Origin of the sequence: Pseudomonas sp. CNPSo 3701 (genome assembly GCF_028674975.1) — a bacterium.
Lineage (GTDB): Bacteria > Pseudomonadota > Gammaproteobacteria > Pseudomonadales > Pseudomonadaceae > Aquipseudomonas > Aquipseudomonas straminea.
In genome coordinates this window covers 174,794-191,952 of record NZ_JAQZSI010000006.1, presented here as the reverse complement: position 1 = coordinate 191,952, position 17,159 = coordinate 174,794, and the positions used below count along the sequence as shown (strand labels likewise).

The following is a 17,159-nucleotide window of genomic DNA, read 5'->3' as shown; positions in this document are numbered from 1 at the left end:
ACTGCACTGCGTAAAACGGCCGACGCGGGCGCCAGCCGTGGAAAAAGAGCCGCACATTACGAAGCGGCCAAGGGATAGTCAATCGACTACCCCGGTTCGAATCACTTGGCTTCCAGGGCCAGCTTCGCCAGCTGCGCGGCGGGCTGGTAACCGGGAATCATCTTGCCGTTCTCAAGAATGATCGCCGGCGTGCCGTTGACGCCGATCGCCTGCCCTAGTTGGTACTCCTGCGCGACCGGATTGTCGCAGCTGACCTGGGGAATCGACTCACGGGCCTTGGCCTTGTTCATCGCGGCCTGGCGGTCCTTGGAACACCACACACTGGCCAGATCCTTGGCACCCTTGCTGCCCATCCCCTGACGCGGGAAAGCCAGGTAACGCACCTCGACGCCAAGCTTGTTCAGCTCGCCAACTTCGCTGTGCAGCTTCTGGCAATAGGCGCAGTCGGTGTCGGTGAATACGGTGATATGGGTTTTCGGCTCTTTCGGCGCGAACACCACCATGTCCTTGGCCGGAATGGCGTTGATCTGCTTGGCGATGGCCTTGCTTTCTTCTGCTTCGGTCAGGTTGATGGCCTGGCCATCCTTGAACTGAAACAGGTAGCCCTGCATCACGAACTGCCCATCGGCACTGGCGTAAAGCTGGCGACCACCCTTGAGCTGAACCTGATAAACGCCGGGCATCGGGCTCTCGGCAATGGTTTCGATCGGCAGATCGGGCTGGATGGAAAGCAGGTTCTTGCGGATCGCCTGATCCGGGTCGGCGGCATGGCCGAGGGTGCTGACCAGGCCGAGAGCCATGGCCGCGACGATGCGGGTCACACGCATGAAAACTCCTATCGAGCGACGGGGTGACAGGGAAAGCACAGAGACTACCATAACCGGCGCCACAGGCTGCGCCCGGCAGACGCAAAGCGCCAACTGGCACCAGCCGATTCAGCCACGCGGATGGTGCTGAGCATGCAACGCCTGCAAGCGCGCGCGGGCGATGTGGGTGTAGATCTGCGTGGTGGACAGATCACTGTGGCCCAGCAGCATCTGCACCACGCGCAGGTCAGCGCCGTGGTTGAGCAGATGAGTCGCGAAGGCATGACGCAAAGTGTGCGGCGACAGCGACTTGGCGATCCCCGCCACCTGGGCGTGATGCTTGATACGGTGCCAGAAGGTTTGCCGGGTCATCTGCTCGCCACGCAGGCTCGGGAATAGCACGTCCGCGGGCCGACCAGCCAGCAGCGCAGGCCGCGCCTCAAGACAATAGCGCTCGACCCAGCCGATGGCCTCCTCCCCCATGGGCACCAGGCGCTCCTTGCTGCCCTTGCCGAACACCCGTAGCACGCCCTGGCGCAGATTGAGCTGCTCGAGCGTCAGCCCGACCAGCTCGCTGACCCGCAGACCACAGGCATACAGCACCTCGAGCATGGCGCGATCACGCAGGCCGATGGGATCATCCAGATCCGGCGCAGCCAGCAGAGCCTCGACATCCGCCTCGGACAGCGACTTGGGCAGCGGCCGGCCAAGCTGCGGCATGTCGACCTGCAGCGTGGGATCGGTGTCGATGATGCCCTCGCGCAGCAGGAAGCGGTAGAAGCCGCGCATGCCGGAAATCAGCCGCGCCGTGGAGCGCGCCTTGTAGCCTTCATTCATGCGCCAGGCCAGATGATCGAGCAGCACCTCGCGGCCCACCGATTGCAATTCGACGTCGCGGGCCTGCAGCCAGCCGTTGAGCAGCGCCAAATCACTGCGATAGGCCGACTGGGTATGGGCGGACAGGCCCTTCTCCAACCACAAAGCCTCGATGAAACGCTCGATCAATGGATGGTCGACAGCGGACATGGATCAGATCTGCACTACGCAAAAATTCATTATCAACACAATCAAAAGCAGATACTGCACTGCTTTTGTGGGATCGGGCCGTACCCGCGATTTCGCGCGCATGAGCTAGGCGCCCCCGCCCGCTCCCACAGGTGGCTTGCGAAACGGCTGCCAGCCTACCAAACGCCAGAAACGAAAAAAGCAGCCGAGGCTGCTTTTTTCGAGGGGGAAAGCTGGATTAAACCAGTTTTTCCTTGATGCGCGCTGCCTTGCCGGACAGGTCGCGGAGGTAGTACAGCTTGGCTTTGCGAACATCACCGCGACGCTTGACGGCCAGGCTGTCGACCAGCGGGCTGTAGGTCTGGAAAGTACGCTCAACGCCAACGCCGCTGGAGATCTTGCGCACGGTGAAGGCGCTGTTCAGACCACGGTTACGCTTGGCGATTACCACACCCTCGAACGCCTGCAGACGCTGGCGGTCACCTTCCTTTACTTTCACCTGAACGACTACGGTGTCGCCCGGGGCAAAGGTAGGGATCTCTTTGCTCATCTGCTCAGCTTCGAGTTGCTGAATGATTTTGTTGGTCATGCTGCGCTCCTAAGACGGGCCGTCAGGCCGGCCATCGATATTTAGTTATCGTCCCGCTGGCGGATGTATTCCTCCAGCAGCTTCTTCTCTTCTCCAGAAAGCGAGCGGCTATCCAGAAGATCGACACGGCGTTCCCAGGTGCGTCCCAGGGACTGCTGCAAACGCCAGCGCCGGATGTGTTCGTGGTTGCCACCAAGCAGCACCTGCGGAACACGTTTATCCGCATACACCTCCGGACGGGTGTAATGCGGGCAGTCGAGCAAGCCATCCGTGAAGGAGTCTTCCTCGGCCGAATCTGCATGACCTAATGCACCAGGCAATAGGCGCGTTACCGCATCGATCAGCACCATGGCCGGCAGCTCACCGCCGGACAGGACGTAGTCGCCGATCGACCATTCCTCATCGACGTGGGTTTCGATGAAACGTTCGTCGATGCCTTCGTAGCGGCCGGCGATGAGGATCAAACGCTCCTCCTTCGCCAGCTCGCGTACCGCCGCCTGCGTCAGCTTGCGGCCCTGCGGCGAGAGATAAATCACCTTCGCCGGTGCGTCGCTGGCCTGCCTGGCATCAACCAGAGCATCTTCCAACGGCTTGATCTTCATCACCATGCCGGGACCACCACCGAAGGGGCGGTCGTCAACGGTGTGATGACGATCCGTGGTGTAGCTGCGCGGATTCCAGCAGGTCAGCTGCAACAGCTCCTGCTTTACCGCACGACTGGTGATGCCGTAATCGCTGATGGCGGCGAACATTTCCGGGAACAGCGTAATCACATCGACGCGCAAGCTCGGCATGGCGTCAGAAATCCGCGTCCCACTCGACCTGCATCTCGCCAGCTTCGAGATTGATCGACAACACGCACTGCTGCGTATACGGCAGCAAACGCTCACGATCATCGAGGCTGTCAGCGCAGGGCTTGACCACCATCACGTCATTGGCACCGGTCTCGAACAGATGATCGACCTTGCCGAGCAGTTGCCCCGCCTGATCGATGACCTTCAGACCTTCCAGCTGATACCAGTAGAACTCGCCGTCATCGAGCTCCGGCAGCTGGCTCCTGGGTACGCAGATCTCGAAGCCCGCGTAGGTACGCGCCACTTCACGATCCTCGAGCCCTTTGAGCCTGGCGACCAGAACCTTGCCCTGCAAGCGTCCACCAGCCAGTTCAACCTGTTTCACCTCGCCATCGCGCCGCAGCGTCCAGCGAGGGTAATCGAGCACGTTATCCAGGGGATCGGTAAAGGAATACACCTTTATCTCACCCTTGACGCCATGCACCGAGACTATCTTGCCAAGAACCAGAAGATCCTCGGCGGGGGCCGGCGTCGTGCTCATAAGAAGTGCTTAGGCAGCAGCCTTGGCAGCTTCTTTCAGCAGCTGAGCAACGCGCTCAGACGGCTGGGCGCCCTGGCTCAGCCAGTAAGTAGCGCGCTCTTGATTCACGGACAGCTTGATTTCAGCACCCGAGGCGATCGGATTGAAGAAACCGATACGCTCTACGAAGCGACCGTCGCGCGCATTGCGGCTGTTGGTCACGGTGAGGTGGTAGAAGGGGCGCTTTTTGGAGCCGCCGCGAGCGAGACGAATAGTTACCATGTGAACATCGTTCCTGTAGTCGGTGCTAACTTGAGGCACACATCAAAAATGGGCCTAGGCCCGAAAGGCCGCATATTCTAAGGATTATGCGGCTGTTTGCAAATCTCTTTTTCCACAGGCCGCCAGGCGGCCTGCCAGAGCCATCAGAACTTCGGCATGCCGCCGCCAGGCATCATGCTGCCCATACCGCGCATCATCTTGGCCATGCCGCCTTTGGCACTGAATTTCTTCATCATCTTCTGCATCTGCTTGTGCTGCTTGATCAGCCGGCCGATGTCCTGCACCTGAGTGCCGGAACCCATGGCGATGCGGCGCTTGCGCGACCCGCTGATGATGTCGGGGTCGCGGCGCTCGGCAGGCGTCATCGAGTTGATGATCGCCTCCATCTGCTTGAACTGCTTTTCTGCCGCGCCCTGGGCATTGCCCATCTGCGCAAGGTTGACGCCACCCATCTGCGGCAGCTTGTCCATCAGGCCGCCGAGGCCGCCCATGCTTTTCATTTGCACGAGCTGGTCGCGGAAGTCCTCGAGGTCGAAACCCTTGCCCTTCTTGAGCTTCTTGGTGAGCTTCTCGGCCTTCTCGCGGTCGAGGGTTTGCTCGGCCTGTTCGATCAGACTGAGCACATCACCCATGCCGAGGATGCGCGAGGCGATTCGCTCGGGGTGGAACGGCTCGAGCGCTTCACTCTTCTCGCCCATACCGATGAACTTGATCGGCTTGCCGGTGATGGCGCGCACCGACAGCGCGGCACCGCCACGGGCATCGCCATCGACCTTGGTGAGCACCACGCCAGTGAGCGGCAGCGCATCGTTGAAGGCCTTGGCGGTGTTGGCGGCGTCCTGACCGGTCATGGCGTCGACCACGAACAGGGTCTCCACCGGCTTGACCGCGGCGTGCAGCGCCTGGATCTCGGCCATCATCTCGGCATCGACGGCCAGACGACCAGCGGTGTCGACCAGCACCACGTCGATGTACTTGAGCTTGGCCTCACGGATCGCCGCTTCGGCGATGGCCACCGGCTTCTGGGTAATGTCGGAAGGGAAGAAGGTCACGCCCAGGTCATTGGCCAGGGTTTCCAGCTGCTTGATGGCCGCCGGACGGTAGACGTCCGCCGACACCACCATCACGCTCTTCTTCTTGCGCTCCTTCAGCAGGCGCGCCAGCTTGCCAACAGTGGTGGTCTTACCAGCACCCTGCAGACCGGCCATCAGCACCACCGCCGGCGGCGTAGTGCTCAGGTCGAGGTCTTCGTTGGCGGCGCCCATGAGGCTTTCCAGCTCCAGACGCACGATCTTCACGAACGCCTGGCCCGGAGTCAGGCTCTTGGACACCTCGGTGCCGACCGCGCGCTCCTTGACGCGAGCAACGAAATCCTTGACCACGGGCAGCGCCACGTCGGCCTCGAGCAACGCCATGCGCACTTCGCGCAGGGTGTCCTTGATGTTGTCCTCGGTCAGCTTGGCCTTGCCAGTGACGCTGCGCAGGGTCTGCGAGAGGCGATCGGTTAAATTTTCGAACATGCGCGTTCCTTTCGGGCCGTCTGGCCGGGATGGGCTGGCAGCAAACGGCGGATTATAACGAAGACCGCGACGCTTTCGAGGCTTGTTTGTCGGTGCGCCTGCGACATATGAGAGCGGATACCGCTTGCAGTCTTTTTGCGACAACGGTTGTGTGCCACACTCAGCGCCTTTCCGGCCCTGTCATCGCCTATCTATGCACCCTCTGTTACCCAGCCTCGCCGCCGCCGTTCTCTACTTTGGCGCTGCCTGCTATCAAGGCCTGCATCTGGCCCGCCGCAGCCAGCCCAGCCAACCCGTGTTGCTGCTGGTGGGCGTGATCGCCCTGCTGTTTCACGGTGGCAGCCTGTACATGCAGATGCACGATGTCGCCGGCCTGAACCTGGACTTCTTCAATTCCTCCAGTCTGATCGCCTTCACGGTGATTGCGCTGATCCTGCTGGCCTGCCAGCGCATGCCGGTGCACAACCTGCTGCTGTTCCTGTTTCCGCTCGGCGGGCTGACGGTGCTGTGCGCGCAGTTCATGCCCAGCGGCACCAGCCAGCCGATCGAGGAAGGCCCTGGCATACTCGCCCACATTCTGCTGTCCATCGTGGCCTACGGCCTACTGACCATCGCCATGTTCCAGTCGCTATTGCTACTGGTGCAGGACCGGCAGCTCAAGAACAAGCATCCCTCCGGGCTGATCCGCAACTTCCCACCCCTGCAGACCATGGAAAGCCTGCTGTTCGGCTTCCTGTGGAGCGGCTGGGCGCTGCTGTCACTGTCGCTGCTCTCCGGCGCGGTGTTCATCGACAACCTGTTCACTCAGCACCTGGTGCACAAGACCATCCTGTCGTGCTTCGCCTGGGTAGTATTCGCCGTACTGCTTTGGGGCCGCCACCAGCTCGGCTGGCGCGGCCACAAGGCGATCCGCTGGACGCTGGCCGGTTTCTGTCTGCTGATGCTGGCCTTCTTCGGCAGCAAGCTGGTTCGTGAATTCATCCTGCACATCTGAGCCGTGAACACACCCTCACCGCTTTTCCAGCTCGCCCTGCTGCTCACCCTGCTGGCCTGCGCGACCTTTTTCATCTGCGCACGTACCGTGCTATTCGGTCTCAACCGCTATCGGCTGCGCTACCGGGCGCGCCAAGGCCATCGCGCCGCTGCCCGGCTGATCGCCCTGCTCGACCAGCCACAACGGCTGTCGGCGACCCTGCGCATCGGCACCATTTGCAGCACCATGGCCGCCTCGGTCGCTGCCACCTTGCTGGCCTTGCGCCACGGTGCGCCCGGTAATCTGGCGCCATCGCCATTCGTTCTGACGCTGGCCGTGCTGATGCTGGCCCATCCGTTCGGTCGCCTGCTGGCCATCCTGCCGCCGCCGCTGTTCGCCTACCCGGCAAGCTATCCGCTGACCCTGGTCAGCCTGGCGCTGTCCCCGTTCACCCGCCTGCTGATGACCATCGGCCAGGGTCTGCGCCGGCGAATAGGCAAGGCGGATCAGAGCGCCGCACCCGATGATGCGCCGAGCCTCACCGAGCTGCGCGACGCGCTGCAGGCCGACGACCTGCCGCTGCCCGCCGAGCGCCGCGCCATGCTGCTGGGCGTGCTGGAGCTGGACAAGGTCAGCGTCGAGGACGTGATGATTCCGCGCCACGAGGTCACCGGCATCGATCTGCAGGGCAGCACGCCGCTGCTCGAGCAGATTCGCAGCGCCTCGCACACCCGCCTGCCGGTGTACCGCAACGGCCTCAACCAGACCGAAGGCATCTTGCACATGCGCCGCCTGGCCGGGTGTAGCGAGCTGGATGAAGCGGCCTTGCTGCAGGCCTGCGACGCCGCGTACTTCGTGCCCGAAGGCACCACGCTGGCGAACCAGCTGGTCAACTTCCAGCAGCACAAGTACCGCACTGCCGTAGTGGTCGACGAATACGGCGAGGCCATGGGCATCGTCACCGTTGAAGACATTCTGGAAGAGATCGTCGGCGACCTGAGTTCGGTGGAAACCGCACACCCACGCGAATTTTATCCGCTGGGCGACGGCACCTGGTCGATCCAGGGCAGCGCCTATCTGCGTGAAGTGAACCGGGCACTAGGCTGGCACCTACCGGTCGATGGACCGAAGACGGTCAACGGCCTGGTGACCGAAGTGCTGGAAAACATTCCTGACTGTGCGGTTTGTTTGCAGGTAGGCCGCTACCGGCTGGAGATTCTCCAGGCAAGCGGTAGCCGCGTGCTGGAAGTGCGGGCCTGGGAGGCCCAACAGCACTGAAGCTGGATAGCGGCGAGACGCCGCTGTTACTTATAAAGCAGCTCACGATCTTTCGTATCCGAGAATTCGTATTCCCATTGATCGACGACAACGGGTGAAACGCGAGCGTTAGCGTACTACCTGAGGGAACGGGCGGGGACGCCCAGTCCATGCCCGTGACTTTTTCGCGGGCATGGCCCGCTCCCACAGTTAGTGCAGCAATGCCCACGTCAGCTGCGGGCATCGTTCCAGAAACGTTACAGCTCCACCTTGACCGCCTGCGCCGACCGCAGCGCCTTGGCGCGGGCTGCGTCCAGCGACTCGTCACGGGCCAAGGCGACCCCCATGCGGCGCTGACCGCTGACTTCCGGCTTGCCGAACAGACGCAGGGCGGTATCCGGCTCGGTGAGCGCGGCGCCGAGGCTGCCGAAGCTGACCTGCTTGGACTCGCCTTCGACCAGAATCACTGCCGAGGCGGACGGGCCGAACTGGCGGATCGCCGGGATCGGCAGGCCAAGAATGGCGCGGGCATGCAGGGCGAATTCGGACAAATCCTGAGAGATCAGGGTGACCAGGCCGGTGTCGTGCGGGCGCGGCGAGATCTCGCAGAACCACACCTGATCGCCCTTGACGAACAGCTCGACGCCAAACAGGCCGCGACCACCCAGCGAGCCAGTAACGGCCAGAGCGATACGCTCGGCCTCGGCACGGGCGGCCTCGCTCATCGCCTGAGGCTGCCAGGACTCTTGGTAATCGCCCTTTTCCTGACGATGGCCGACAGGCGCGCAGAAGGTGGTGCCGCCGACGTGGCGCACGGTCAGCAGGGTGATTTCGTAATCGAAGTCGATGAAACCCTCGACGATCACCCGGCCCTTACCAGCACGACCACCGGCCTGGGCGTAGTCCCAGGCTTTCTGCACGTCATCGACGCCTTTGAGCACCGACTGACCTTTGCCAGACGAGCTCATGATCGGCTTGACCACGCACGGGAAGCCAATGGCGCTCACCGCTGCCTGGAACTCTTCGAAGGAATCGGCGAATTTGTAGGGCGAAGTCGGCAGGCCGAGCTCTTCGGCGGCCAGGCGACGGATGCCTTCCCGGTTCATGGTCAGCTGCGCGGCGCGGGCGCTGGGGATCACGGTGTAGCCTTCGTTTTCCAGCTCGACCAGCGTCGCGGTGGCGATGGCTTCGATCTCCGGCACGATGTAATGCGGCTTCTCCTGCTCGATCACTGCACGCAGCGCGGCGCCGTCGAGCATGTTGATCACGTGGCTGCGATGCGCCACCTGCATGGCCGGAGCGTTGGCGTAGCGATCGACGGCGATCACTTCCACGCCTAGGCGCTGCAGTTCGATGACCACTTCCTTGCCGAGCTCGCCCGAGCCACACAGCAACACGCGGGTCGCGCTGGGCGACAGGGGGGTTCCGATACGGGGCATAACAGGATCCTTGGGTAGCAGGAGAATTCAGTCGGCGATTTTAATCACGCCCGGCCGCGACGGCGACCAAAATCGGCGAACGTGCTTTTTATCGCGGCCAGGCTGCGCATTATTGATGCCACGAATTGCTCTGAATCAGCCCCACCACACGCACCCTCGACTACGCTGAATATGTAGGTCGCCGCACGGCAGCGGCGCAGCTCATGGCACGCGACACTTGCGAGGAGGCTTCGCCATGGATGCTTTTCACATCATGCTCGTCCTGCTGATCAGCGGCTTTCTGCTGCTGGGTATCGGCTTCAATAACCGCGAACAGGAATGGGGCATCTGGCTGACCGGGCTGGGCGCGCTGTCGATGTTCGCGCCACTGTACTTCAAGGTATTCATCGAGTTCGGCTGAGCCGCTTTCAGCTTTCGGCCTGCCAACGCCGGGCGGATGCCTGGTCGCTCTCGCGGCCCTCGACCCAGCGCGGGCCGCTGGGGGTGTCCTCCTTTTTCCAGAACGGCGCACGGGTTTTCAGGTAATCCATGATGAACTCGCAGGCCTGAAAGGCCGCCTGGCGGTGAGCGCTGGCCACGCCGACGAAAACGATCGGCTCGCCCGGCTCCAGCCGCCCGACGCGGTGAATCACCTCGACCCCCAGCAACGGCCAGCGCTCGCGGGCCTGGGCCTCGATGCCCGACAGGGCCTTTTCGGTCATGCCCGGAAAGTGTTCGAGAAACATCCCTGCCACGTCCTGGCCATCATTGAAATCACGTACGTAGCCGACAAAGCACGCCACCGCGCCAACGCCGGTATTGGCGGCATGCACGGCGTTGGTTTCCTGCCCCGGATCGAAGACGGCCTGCTGAACGCGAATGCTCATCTCAGCCTCCGGTGACCGTCGGGAAGAACGCCACTGCATCACCATCGACCAGCGGCTCGCTCAGCGCGCAAAGTTCTTCGTTGCGGGCGCACATCAGCCCGCGCTCGGCGAGCACCTCCCATATGCCACCGCGGGCCAGCAGGTGCAGGCGCAGCTCGTCGAGGGTGGCGAAGCTGCCTGGCAGCTCCTCGGCTTCCAGATCCAGGGTTTCGCGGTAACGGGCGAAATACTGCACGCGGATCATCGCTCGCCCTCGCCTGCCAGGAAGTGGCCGCTCTTGCCGCCAAGCTTTTCCAGAAGGCGCACCTGCTCGATGGTCATGCCGCGATCCATCGCCTTGCACATGTCATAAATGGTCAGTGCCGCGACACTGGCAGCGGTCAGCGCTTCCATCTCCACGCCGGTCTGGCCCGTGAGTTTGCAGCGTGCACGGATTAGCACCGCATCGTCGCCATCGGCCTGCAGCTCGACCTTGACGCTGGTGAGCATCAGCGGATGACAAAGGGGAATCAGATCGGAGGTCTTTTTCGCCGCCTGGATGCCGGCGATGCGTGCCACGGCGAACACGTCGCCCTTGGGATGATCGCCGTCGACGATCATCTGCAACGTGGTGGGCAGCATGCGCACCCGGGCCTCGGCCACGGCTTCACGCACCGTCTGCGCCTTGTCGCTGACGTCGACCATATTGGCGCGCCCCTGGGAGTCGAGATGGGTCAGCACGGGCAATCTCCAAGTAGAAAACCTGGCGATTGTAGGCCGCGCACCGTCCCCTGCAAACCATGGGCGCCGCAATGAATGCCCGGAGCCGCCAGGCGGCTCCGGGGCGAAGGGTTACATGTGGCTTTCGGCGTACTCGGCGAGGATCGAACGTGGCACGCCCTGCAGGGTGATGTGCACGCCGTGCTCGAAGCCCTTGAAGCGCTCGGTGAGGTAAGTCAGGCCCGAGCTGGGCGCTGAAAGGTACGGCGTATCGATCTGCGCCAGGTTGCCCAGACAGATCACCTTGGAGCCGTTGCCCGCACGGGTGATGATGGTCTTCATCTGGTGCGGGGTGAGGTTCTGGCATTCGTCGATAAGGATCAGGCTCTGCTGGAAACTGCGCCCGCGGATGTAGTTCAGGGATTTGAACTGCAGGGGCACCTTCTGCAGGATGTAGTCGACGCTGCCGTGGGTGTTCTCGTCGTCCATGTGCAGGGCTTCGAGGTTGTCGGTGATGGCGCCCAGCCAGGGCTCCATCTTTTCGGCCTCGGTGCCGGGCAGGAAGCCGATTTCCTGATCAAGACCCTGCACGCTGCGGGTGGCGATGATGCGCCGGTAGCGCTTGCTGACCATGGTCTGTTCGATGGCTGCGGCCAGCGCCAGGATGGTCTTGCCCGAGCCGGCGGCGCCGGTCAAGTTGACCAGATGAATGTCCGGGTCGAGCAGCGCGTAGAGTGCCAGCGCCTGGTGGATGTCCCTCGGTTTGAGCCCCCAGGCTTCCTGATGCAGCAGCGGCTCCTGGTGCAGATCGAGAATCAGCAGCTCGTTGCCCTCGACCTCCTTGACCCAACCGACGAAGCCCTGCTCGTCGATGATGAATTCATTGACGTTGACCGCCGGCAAGTCTTCGCTGAGCTGCACGCGGTGCCAGGTACGACCATGGCCCTGACGGGTATCGACCTTGGCCACGCGATCCCAGAAGGCACCCTCGACGTCGTGGTAACCCTTGGACAGCAGCGAGATGTCGTCGACCAGTTGGTCGGTGTGGTAATCCTCGGAATCCAGCCCGCAGCCACGCGCCTTCAGGCGCATGTTGATGTCCTTGGTCACCAGCACCACGGACATGCCCGGACGCCGTGACTTTAGCTCCACCAGCTGGTTGATGATCTTGTTGTCGTTGAGGTCTTCCGGCAGCCAGGTGACAGGCGCTGCACTCTTGCTCATGAGAATCGACAGAAAACCGCAGGGGCCGCTCTTGTCGCGCTGGATCGGCACCCCGTGCTCGACCTCCTCGGGGGTGGCGCCATCGAGAATCTTGTCGATCAGGCGGATGGCTTGCCGGCATTCGGCGGCGACGCCCTGTTTGCCGGTTTTCAGCTTGTCGAGTTCCTCCAGCACCGTCATCGGGATGGCGACGTGGTGTTCCTGGAAATTGAGCAGCGCGTTGGGATCGTGAATCAGGACATTGGTGTCGAGGGCGTACAAGGTTGGGGCGGTGGGCTTGATGCGTCCGTGGTCATCCATACTCGTCACCTCTTGTCGGATCCAGCGACGGAATGCCAGGACGGCGCTCCGCCACACAGGACCACCGACTCCCGATCAGGAGCGCCGCAAACGGATGAGGGCCGAGGGCCGCCACCTGTCTGCAGGGTTCGGCGGTCTTTCAAGGCGTGGTCTGCACGGGCCGGCCTTCATGCCCGGTTCGTCGCAAACCACAGTTCGTTGATACTCCAAAAAATGTGACAGGCAAATGATCTTTTCAGTTTTTTTATTTTTATTTGTCGGTTGGACGAATGACCTTGGCAGCGGCACTTATCGCCCACTAGAGTCATGAGTCCAGCCTGCTGCCTTGCTCCACGCGGGCCCTGCCGAATCGGCTAGAATCGCCGCTCCGCCGAAGGAGACGACTCATGCTGATGGTGATTTCCCCCGCCAAGACCCTGGACTACGAAAGCGCACCGGTCACTTCGCGCTTTACCCAGCCCGAATTTCTCGACCATTCCCAGGAACTGGTCACCCAGCTGCGCGACTTCACGCCGGCGCAGATCGCCGAGTTGATGCACCTCTCCGACAAACTGGCCGGCCTCAACGCAGCGCGCTTCGGCAGCTGGACGCCGGACTTCACCCCTGAGAACGCCAAGCAGGCGCTGCTGGCCTTCAAGGGCGACGTGTACACCGGGCTGGACGCGGAAAGCTTCAGTGAGGCCGACTTCGATTTCGCCCAGCAGCACTTGCGCATGCTCTCCGGCCTGTACGGACTGCTGCGCCCGCTGGACCTGATGATGCCCTATCGCCTGGAAATGGGTACCAAGCTGGCCAACGCCCGCGGCAAGGACCTCTACGCGTTCTGGGGCGAGCACATCAGCGAATGGCTGAATGAGGCGCTGGCCGCCCAGGGCGACGACGTGCTGCTCAACCTGGCATCCAATGAATACTTCGGGGCGGTCAAGCGCAAGGTGCTGAAAGCGCGGATCATCGACACCGAATTCAAGGACCTGAAGAACGGTCAGTACAAGATCATCAGCTTCTACGCCAAGAAAGCCCGCGGTCTGATGGCCCGCCACGTGATCAAGGAACGCGTGACCGATCCAAAGCACCTCAAGGATTTCGACGACCAGGGCTACCGCTTCTCGGCAAAGGATTCGAGCGCCGACAAGCTGGTGTTCCTGCGCGACCACGCGCCGGAGTAAAGGCCCAGGCGCCTCAGCACGAGTTGCGTGGCGGCGAGAAACGGATCCTGGCGAAACATCCACCAATCTCTGGGCGGGTGCCGAGCCCATCGGCCTTGTGTAGGATTGGCGGACACTCGACGTTCAAGGTCCAGCCATGATTTTCGGCGCGATTCTGGTTCTCAGCTGGTTCATTCTGCTGATCCGCTACCCGGCCAAGGCCCTGCCCATTTCACTGGCGGCGCTGGCCGGGCTGGGCATGGTGGCGAGCTGGGTGCTGTGGCAGGAAAACCGCGAGAATCGCAACCTGGCTCACCTGGAATTGCGCCTGAGCTACGCCCCCGAACGCTGCCCCGCTGACCGCCCACTGGAGCTGCACCTGCACAACGGCAGCGACGCCGCACTGCAGGAACTGCATTGGCAGGTCAGCGCCTACCGGCCAGGTGACAGTGTCAACCTGGCGCAGCGCCTGTACGAGACGCCGCGCTACAGCGGCCCCGGCGAGCTGCTACCCGGTGCCGACTGGCAAAGCTGCCTGCCGCTGCCTACGCTGCGCAGCGGCTACCGCGCCAGTACCCTGGAATTCCGCGCCGAGCAGTTGCAGGGCACCTTCAGTCGTTAGCCGCCCTTTCACGATCCACACAACAACAATCACAAGGATTACCCATGAGTCACCCTAGGGTTCTGATCACCGGCTGCTCCAGCGGCATTGGCCGGGCACTGGCCGACACCTTCGCGCAACAGGGTTATGAGGTCTGGGCAAGCGCCCGCAAGCGCGAAGACGTGGCGCGCCTGAGCGAAGCAGGGTTCAATGCCGTGCAGCTGGACGTCAACGATGCAGCCGCGGTCGAGCAGCTGGCCGCCACGCTAAAGGAACGCATCGGCGGGCTCGACGTGCTGATCAACAATGCCGGCTACGGCGCCATGGGCCCACTGCTCGACGGCGGCGCTGCCGCCATGCGCGCGCAGTTCGAAACCAACGTGTTCTCCCTAGTCAACGTGACCCGCGCGCTGTTTCCGCTACTGCGCCAGAACAAGGGTTTGGTGATCAATATCGGCAGTGTTTCCGCCGTACTGGTGACACCGTTCGCCGGCGCTTATTGCGCCTCAAAGGCTGCGGTGCATGCTTTGAGCGACGCACTGCGGCTGGAGTTGGCGCCATTTGGCGTCGGTGTGATGGAAGTGCAGCCGGGTGCGATCGAATCGAGCTTCGGCACCCACGCCAGTCGCCAGGCCGAACAACTGATCGGCGAGCAGTCGCCATGGTGGCCGATGCGTGACGGCATTCGCGCCCGCGCCATCGCTTCGCAAGACAATCCGACACCGGCCAGCCACGTGGCGCGCAACGTATACGCTGCCGTGGCCAATGCCAAGCGCCCAAGGGTATTGCGCCTGGGCAATGGCAGCCGCGCCCTGCCGCTGCTCTCGGCGCTGCTGCCAGGCGCCCTGCTCGACCGCGTGCTGAGCCGCCGCTTCGGCCTGGATCGCCGCTTGTAGAACCTGAATTCACAGGCGAGACTCCAAGCATCATCGCCACCGCCGAGCCCTGTCGCCATGCCGCCTTCCCAACAGCCCGTCGCCATGCTGCGTTACGCCCTCATCGGTGTGGCGGCGGCCGTGGTGCTCAATGTGCTGCTGCGCAGCTTCGTCAAACTTGGTGGCGTGCTGGCGACCCTGGTGATCGCCGCCAGCATCGCAGCACTGATGGCACTTGTATTCGCCTGGCAACAACGCCGCCCGCCAACCCGCGGGGAACGGCGGCGCCTGGTGTGGCTGTACGGTGGCATCCTCGCCCTGCTGTATGCCTTACTGCTGACCATGATGAGCCTACAGGACGAGCCCAGCCCCATGGGCATACTGCTCTTCATCCTGCATTACCTGGCCTATCCGTTGCTCGCGCAAATGCTGTTCTCGGAGCGCATCTTCAAACGGACTTCCTGACCAGCTGACACCTGTCGACCAATCGCTGCTCTACACTCGATAACAACCATAGGGAATGGAACGTCGATGAGAAGCAGCCGGCACATCAAGACTCAGGAACGACGCATCATCGTGGTACTGCTCGTGGCGTTGCTGAGCGTGCAGGTGGTCATCTACCTGGTGAGCGCTCGTACCAACCGCAGCATCGTCGAAGAAACCATCAGCAAAAGCCTGCAGACCACCACCCAGGTGGTCGACGAGTTATTGGAACTGCGCCAGCGGCAACTGACTCAGGGCGCTGCTGTGCTGGCCGCTGACTATGGCCTTAAGGAGGCCATTGCCACCGCTGAGCGCTCGACCATCGAATCCATGCTGAGCAACCACAGCAAGCGCCTGAAGGCCGACATCGCTCTGCTCAATACGCTCGACCGCCAGCTGATTGCCAGTGTGCCCAAGGAACTGCAACAGGCCGACATTGCCCCGCTACTCAAGGCCGCTGCACAGGCGGGCAGCCCGGGCGCGCAACCGGTGAGCCTGCTGCGCAGTCAAAGCGGTGTGCTTTACCAGCTGATCCACCGCGTGGTGAACATGCCTACGCCCCAGGCTGAACTGACTCTGGGTTTCGCCATTAACACCGAGTTGGCTGAAGCGCTCAAGCAGACCACCGATACCGAGTTCGTATTCCTGTCACGCGGCCAGGACGGCGCCTGGCAACTGCACGGCAATACCCTTGAAAGCAGCTTCGAGCGCTTGCTGAGCAACCCGGCGGCGCTGGTCGACGGGGCCGAGTGGACACTGCGGGACGAGAACGACGAGTACCTGATGCGCTCGGTGGCGCTGCACAATTTCAATGCCCAGAAGGCCAGCGAAGTACTGCTGATCGCAGGCAAATCACTGAACCAGCACATGGCCGCCTACGAGCGTATCGAACGTTTCCAGCGCTATCTGCTGCTAGCCAGCCTGGCGCTGTCTGCCCTGGTAGTGGCGCTGATCGGCCGGCACCTGCTGCGGCCGCTTGACACCCTGGCCCATCAGGACCCGCTAACCGAGTTGCCGAATCGCCGGGTATTCGACCTGAGCGTCACCAATGCGTTGACCAAGGGGCGCTCGGCGTCCTTCGCGCTGATGATGATCGACCTGGATCACTTCAAGCAGATCAACGACCGATTTGGCCACGCTGCGGGCGACGAGGTACTCAAAGTCAGCGCCCGCCGGCTACGCGGCCTGCTACGCAGCATCGACGTACCGGCACGTCTTGGCGGTGACGAGTTCGCCGTACTGCTGCCCGGTCTGGATAGGGCAGCAGCCATTCGCCTGGGCCAGCGCATAGAAGAAGAACTGAGCGATCCCATCGTATTCAATGGCCAGAATCTACAGGTGGGTGTCAGCCTCGGTATCGCCATCGCACCGACGGACGGCACTACGGCCAGCGAACTGCTGCGCATGGCCGACGCCGAAATGTACGCTGACAAGGCACAGCGCGAGAGCAATCCGATCTGAAAGGTCGAACGTCCGCGTCGGGGCAAGGGTCGCTACTGAGTACTCTCAGTTTGCGGATGCCTTATGGAATACCTCGACTGGCTGCAATGGCCGGCCATGCTGATCACCATCATCGCTGCCTGGCTGGTCGCCTCCAAGCAGCGCCACCGCCGTAATCTGGGCTTCTGGGTGTTCATGGCCAGCAACCTCTTGTGGATCATCTGGGGGCTCTACAGCCACGCCTACGCATTGATTGTGCTGCAGTTGTGCCTGGGCGCGATGAACATTCGTGGCGCTCTCAAGACCGAGACGCCTGCCGAACGCGCCTGAGCCAGCTAGGG

Annotated in this window: 21 protein-coding genes; 9 read left to right on the top strand and 12 right to left on the bottom strand. The window is 62.5% G+C overall.

Going from position 1 to position 17,159, the window contains the following annotated elements:
• Positions 1-101: 101 nt before the first annotated feature.
• The 7 genes from PVA39_RS18835 to ffh form a co-directional block, all read right to left on the bottom strand.
• Positions 102-827 carry a thioredoxin fold domain-containing protein gene (locus tag PVA39_RS18835; protein WP_093505856.1) on the bottom strand — a complete coding sequence of 242 codons (726 nt, stop codon included), beginning with the start codon at positions 825-827 and terminating at the stop codon, positions 102-104.
• Between the two features lie 108 nt (positions 828-935).
• Entirely contained in the window at positions 936-1,832 is an 897-nt protein-coding gene (gene xerD / locus PVA39_RS18830; RefSeq protein ID WP_274125325.1) for a site-specific tyrosine recombinase XerD, read from the bottom strand.
• A 217-nt stretch (positions 1,833-2,049) separates the two neighbouring features.
• Positions 2,050-2,400, bottom strand: coding sequence for a 50S ribosomal protein L19 (gene rplS, locus PVA39_RS18825; protein ID WP_013790154.1), 351 nt, complete (start codon positions 2,398-2,400; stop codon positions 2,050-2,052).
• A gap of 41 nt (positions 2,401-2,441) precedes the next feature.
• The gene (trmD, locus tag PVA39_RS18820) at positions 2,442-3,194 is read right to left on the bottom strand and encodes a tRNA (guanosine(37)-N1)-methyltransferase TrmD (protein WP_274125324.1); all 753 of its coding nucleotides are present in this window, start codon (positions 3,192-3,194) and stop codon (positions 2,442-2,444) included.
• Between the two features lie 4 nt (positions 3,195-3,198).
• The gene (gene rimM, locus PVA39_RS18815) at positions 3,199-3,735 is read right to left on the bottom strand and encodes a ribosome maturation factor RimM (RefSeq protein WP_093505849.1); all 537 of its coding nucleotides are present in this window, start codon (positions 3,733-3,735) and stop codon (positions 3,199-3,201) included.
• 9 nt (positions 3,736-3,744) lie between these two features.
• Complete coding sequence (rpsP, locus tag PVA39_RS18810; protein WP_274125323.1) at positions 3,745-3,996, bottom strand: 30S ribosomal protein S16; 252 nt, start codon at positions 3,994-3,996, stop codon at positions 3,745-3,747.
• Positions 3,997-4,139: 143 nt separating this feature from the next.
• Complete coding sequence (ffh, locus tag PVA39_RS18805) at positions 4,140-5,516, bottom strand: signal recognition particle protein (RefSeq protein ID WP_274125322.1); 1,377 nt, start codon at positions 5,514-5,516, stop codon at positions 4,140-4,142.
• Positions 5,517-5,709: 193 nt separating this feature from the next.
• On the opposite strand from ffh, the gene PVA39_RS18800 reads away from it, so the two are divergent.
• Together PVA39_RS18800 and PVA39_RS18795 are read left to right on the top strand one after the other, a co-directional pair.
• Positions 5,710-6,510 (top strand): cytochrome C assembly family protein, encoded by an 801-nt coding sequence (locus tag PVA39_RS18800; protein WP_013790150.1) that lies wholly within the window; start codon positions 5,710-5,712, stop codon positions 6,508-6,510.
• A gap of 3 nt (positions 6,511-6,513) precedes the next feature.
• Positions 6,514-7,767, top strand: a complete 1,254-nt coding sequence (locus PVA39_RS18795) for an HlyC/CorC family transporter (RefSeq protein WP_274125321.1) — start codon at positions 6,514-6,516, stop codon at positions 7,765-7,767.
• Positions 7,768-8,003: 236 nt separating this feature from the next.
• Here the strand turns inward: PVA39_RS18795 and purT are convergent, their stop codons facing one another.
• A complete protein-coding gene (gene purT / locus PVA39_RS18790) occupies positions 8,004-9,185 on the bottom strand; it encodes a formate-dependent phosphoribosylglycinamide formyltransferase (protein ID WP_274125320.1) in 1,182 nt (393 codons plus the stop codon).
• 235 nt (positions 9,186-9,420) lie between these two features.
• Here purT and PVA39_RS18785 point away from each other — a divergent pair, with 235 nt between their 5' ends.
• Complete coding sequence (locus tag PVA39_RS18785; RefSeq protein WP_274125319.1) at positions 9,421-9,585, top strand: hypothetical protein; 165 nt, start codon at positions 9,421-9,423, stop codon at positions 9,583-9,585.
• 7 nt (positions 9,586-9,592) lie between these two features.
• Here PVA39_RS18785 and moaE read toward each other — a convergent pair whose 3' ends face one another.
• The 4 genes from moaE to PVA39_RS18765 form a co-directional block, all read right to left on the bottom strand.
• Positions 9,593-10,051 (bottom strand): molybdopterin synthase catalytic subunit MoaE, encoded by a 459-nt coding sequence (moaE, locus tag PVA39_RS18780; protein ID WP_274125318.1) that lies wholly within the window; start codon positions 10,049-10,051, stop codon positions 9,593-9,595.
• A gap of 1 nt (position 10,052) precedes the next feature.
• A complete protein-coding gene (locus PVA39_RS18775; RefSeq protein ID WP_274125317.1) occupies positions 10,053-10,295 on the bottom strand; it encodes a MoaD/ThiS family protein in 243 nt (80 codons plus the stop codon).
• The gene (moaC, locus tag PVA39_RS18770) at positions 10,292-10,771 is read right to left on the bottom strand and encodes a cyclic pyranopterin monophosphate synthase MoaC (RefSeq protein WP_274125316.1); all 480 of its coding nucleotides are present in this window, start codon (positions 10,769-10,771) and stop codon (positions 10,292-10,294) included. The genes PVA39_RS18775 and moaC overlap by 4 nt, the downstream gene beginning before the upstream one ends.
• A 111-nt stretch (positions 10,772-10,882) precedes the next feature.
• On the bottom strand, positions 10,883-12,274 hold the full coding sequence (locus PVA39_RS18765; RefSeq protein WP_027905963.1) for a PhoH family protein: 1,392 nt from the start codon (positions 12,272-12,274) through the stop codon (positions 10,883-10,885).
• Positions 12,275-12,660: 386 nt separating this feature from the next.
• Between PVA39_RS18765 and yaaA the strand changes: the two genes are divergently transcribed.
• From yaaA to PVA39_RS18735, 6 genes are all read left to right on the top strand, one after another.
• The gene (gene yaaA, locus PVA39_RS18760; RefSeq protein ID WP_274125315.1) at positions 12,661-13,440 is read left to right on the top strand and encodes a peroxide stress protein YaaA; all 780 of its coding nucleotides are present in this window, start codon (positions 12,661-12,663) and stop codon (positions 13,438-13,440) included.
• A 136-nt stretch (positions 13,441-13,576) separates the two neighbouring features.
• Positions 13,577-14,041 carry a multidrug transporter gene (locus PVA39_RS18755; protein ID WP_274125314.1) on the top strand — a complete coding sequence of 155 codons (465 nt, stop codon included), beginning with the start codon at positions 13,577-13,579 and terminating at the stop codon, positions 14,039-14,041.
• 44 nt (positions 14,042-14,085) lie between these two features.
• Complete coding sequence (locus tag PVA39_RS18750; RefSeq protein WP_274125313.1) at positions 14,086-14,916, top strand: SDR family oxidoreductase; 831 nt, start codon at positions 14,086-14,088, stop codon at positions 14,914-14,916.
• 57 nt (positions 14,917-14,973) lie between these two features.
• Positions 14,974-15,360, top strand: coding sequence for an ABZJ_00895 family protein (locus PVA39_RS18745; protein WP_274125312.1), 387 nt, complete (start codon positions 14,974-14,976; stop codon positions 15,358-15,360).
• Positions 15,361-15,426: 66 nt separating this feature from the next.
• Positions 15,427-16,839, top strand: coding sequence for a GGDEF domain-containing protein (locus PVA39_RS18740; protein WP_274125311.1), 1,413 nt, complete (start codon positions 15,427-15,429; stop codon positions 16,837-16,839).
• Positions 16,840-16,902: 63 nt separating this feature from the next.
• Complete coding sequence (locus tag PVA39_RS18735; protein WP_274125310.1) at positions 16,903-17,148, top strand: hypothetical protein; 246 nt, start codon at positions 16,903-16,905, stop codon at positions 17,146-17,148.
• Positions 17,149-17,159: the final 11 nt, after the last annotated feature.

Excerpts from the sequence above, each read along its gene's own strand:
- PVA39_RS18835 (WP_093505856.1), bottom strand. The coding sequence starts at position 827 with ATGCGTGTGACCCGCATCGTCGCGGCCATGGCTCTCGGCCTGGTCAGC.
- xerD (WP_274125325.1), bottom strand. The coding sequence starts at position 1,832 with ATGTCCGCTGTCGACCATCCATTGATCGAGCGTTTCATCGAGGCTTTG.
- rplS (WP_013790154.1), bottom strand. The coding sequence starts at position 2,400 with ATGACCAACAAAATCATTCAGCAACTCGAAGCTGAGCAGATGAGCAAA.
- trmD (WP_274125324.1), bottom strand. The coding sequence starts at position 3,194 with ATGCCGAGCTTGCGCGTCGATGTGATTACGCTGTTCCCGGAAATGTTC.
- rimM (WP_093505849.1), bottom strand. The coding sequence starts at position 3,735 with ATGAGCACGACGCCGGCCCCCGCCGAGGATCTTCTGGTTCTTGGCAAG.
- rpsP (WP_274125323.1), bottom strand. The coding sequence starts at position 3,996 with ATGGTAACTATTCGTCTCGCTCGCGGCGGCTCCAAAAAGCGCCCCTTC.
- ffh (WP_274125322.1), bottom strand. The coding sequence starts at position 5,516 with ATGTTCGAAAATTTAACCGATCGCCTCTCGCAGACCCTGCGCAGCGTC.
- PVA39_RS18800 (WP_013790150.1), top strand. The coding sequence starts at position 5,710 with ATGCACCCTCTGTTACCCAGCCTCGCCGCCGCCGTTCTCTACTTTGGC.
- purT (WP_274125320.1), bottom strand. The coding sequence starts at position 9,185 with ATGCCCCGTATCGGAACCCCCCTGTCGCCCAGCGCGACCCGCGTGTTG.
- PVA39_RS18785 (WP_274125319.1), top strand. The coding sequence starts at position 9,421 with ATGGATGCTTTTCACATCATGCTCGTCCTGCTGATCAGCGGCTTTCTG.
- moaE (WP_274125318.1), bottom strand. The coding sequence starts at position 10,051 with ATGAGCATTCGCGTTCAGCAGGCCGTCTTCGATCCGGGGCAGGAAACC.
- PVA39_RS18775 (WP_274125317.1), bottom strand. The coding sequence starts at position 10,295 with ATGATCCGCGTGCAGTATTTCGCCCGTTACCGCGAAACCCTGGATCTG.
- PVA39_RS18765 (WP_027905963.1), bottom strand. The coding sequence starts at position 12,274 with ATGGATGACCACGGACGCATCAAGCCCACCGCCCCAACCTTGTACGCC.
- yaaA (WP_274125315.1), top strand. The coding sequence starts at position 12,661 with ATGCTGATGGTGATTTCCCCCGCCAAGACCCTGGACTACGAAAGCGCA.
- PVA39_RS18755 (WP_274125314.1), top strand. The coding sequence starts at position 13,577 with ATGATTTTCGGCGCGATTCTGGTTCTCAGCTGGTTCATTCTGCTGATC.
- PVA39_RS18750 (WP_274125313.1), top strand. The coding sequence starts at position 14,086 with ATGAGTCACCCTAGGGTTCTGATCACCGGCTGCTCCAGCGGCATTGGC.
- PVA39_RS18745 (WP_274125312.1), top strand. The coding sequence starts at position 14,974 with ATGCCGCCTTCCCAACAGCCCGTCGCCATGCTGCGTTACGCCCTCATC.
- PVA39_RS18740 (WP_274125311.1), top strand. The coding sequence starts at position 15,427 with ATGAGAAGCAGCCGGCACATCAAGACTCAGGAACGACGCATCATCGTG.
- PVA39_RS18735 (WP_274125310.1), top strand. The coding sequence starts at position 16,903 with ATGGAATACCTCGACTGGCTGCAATGGCCGGCCATGCTGATCACCATC.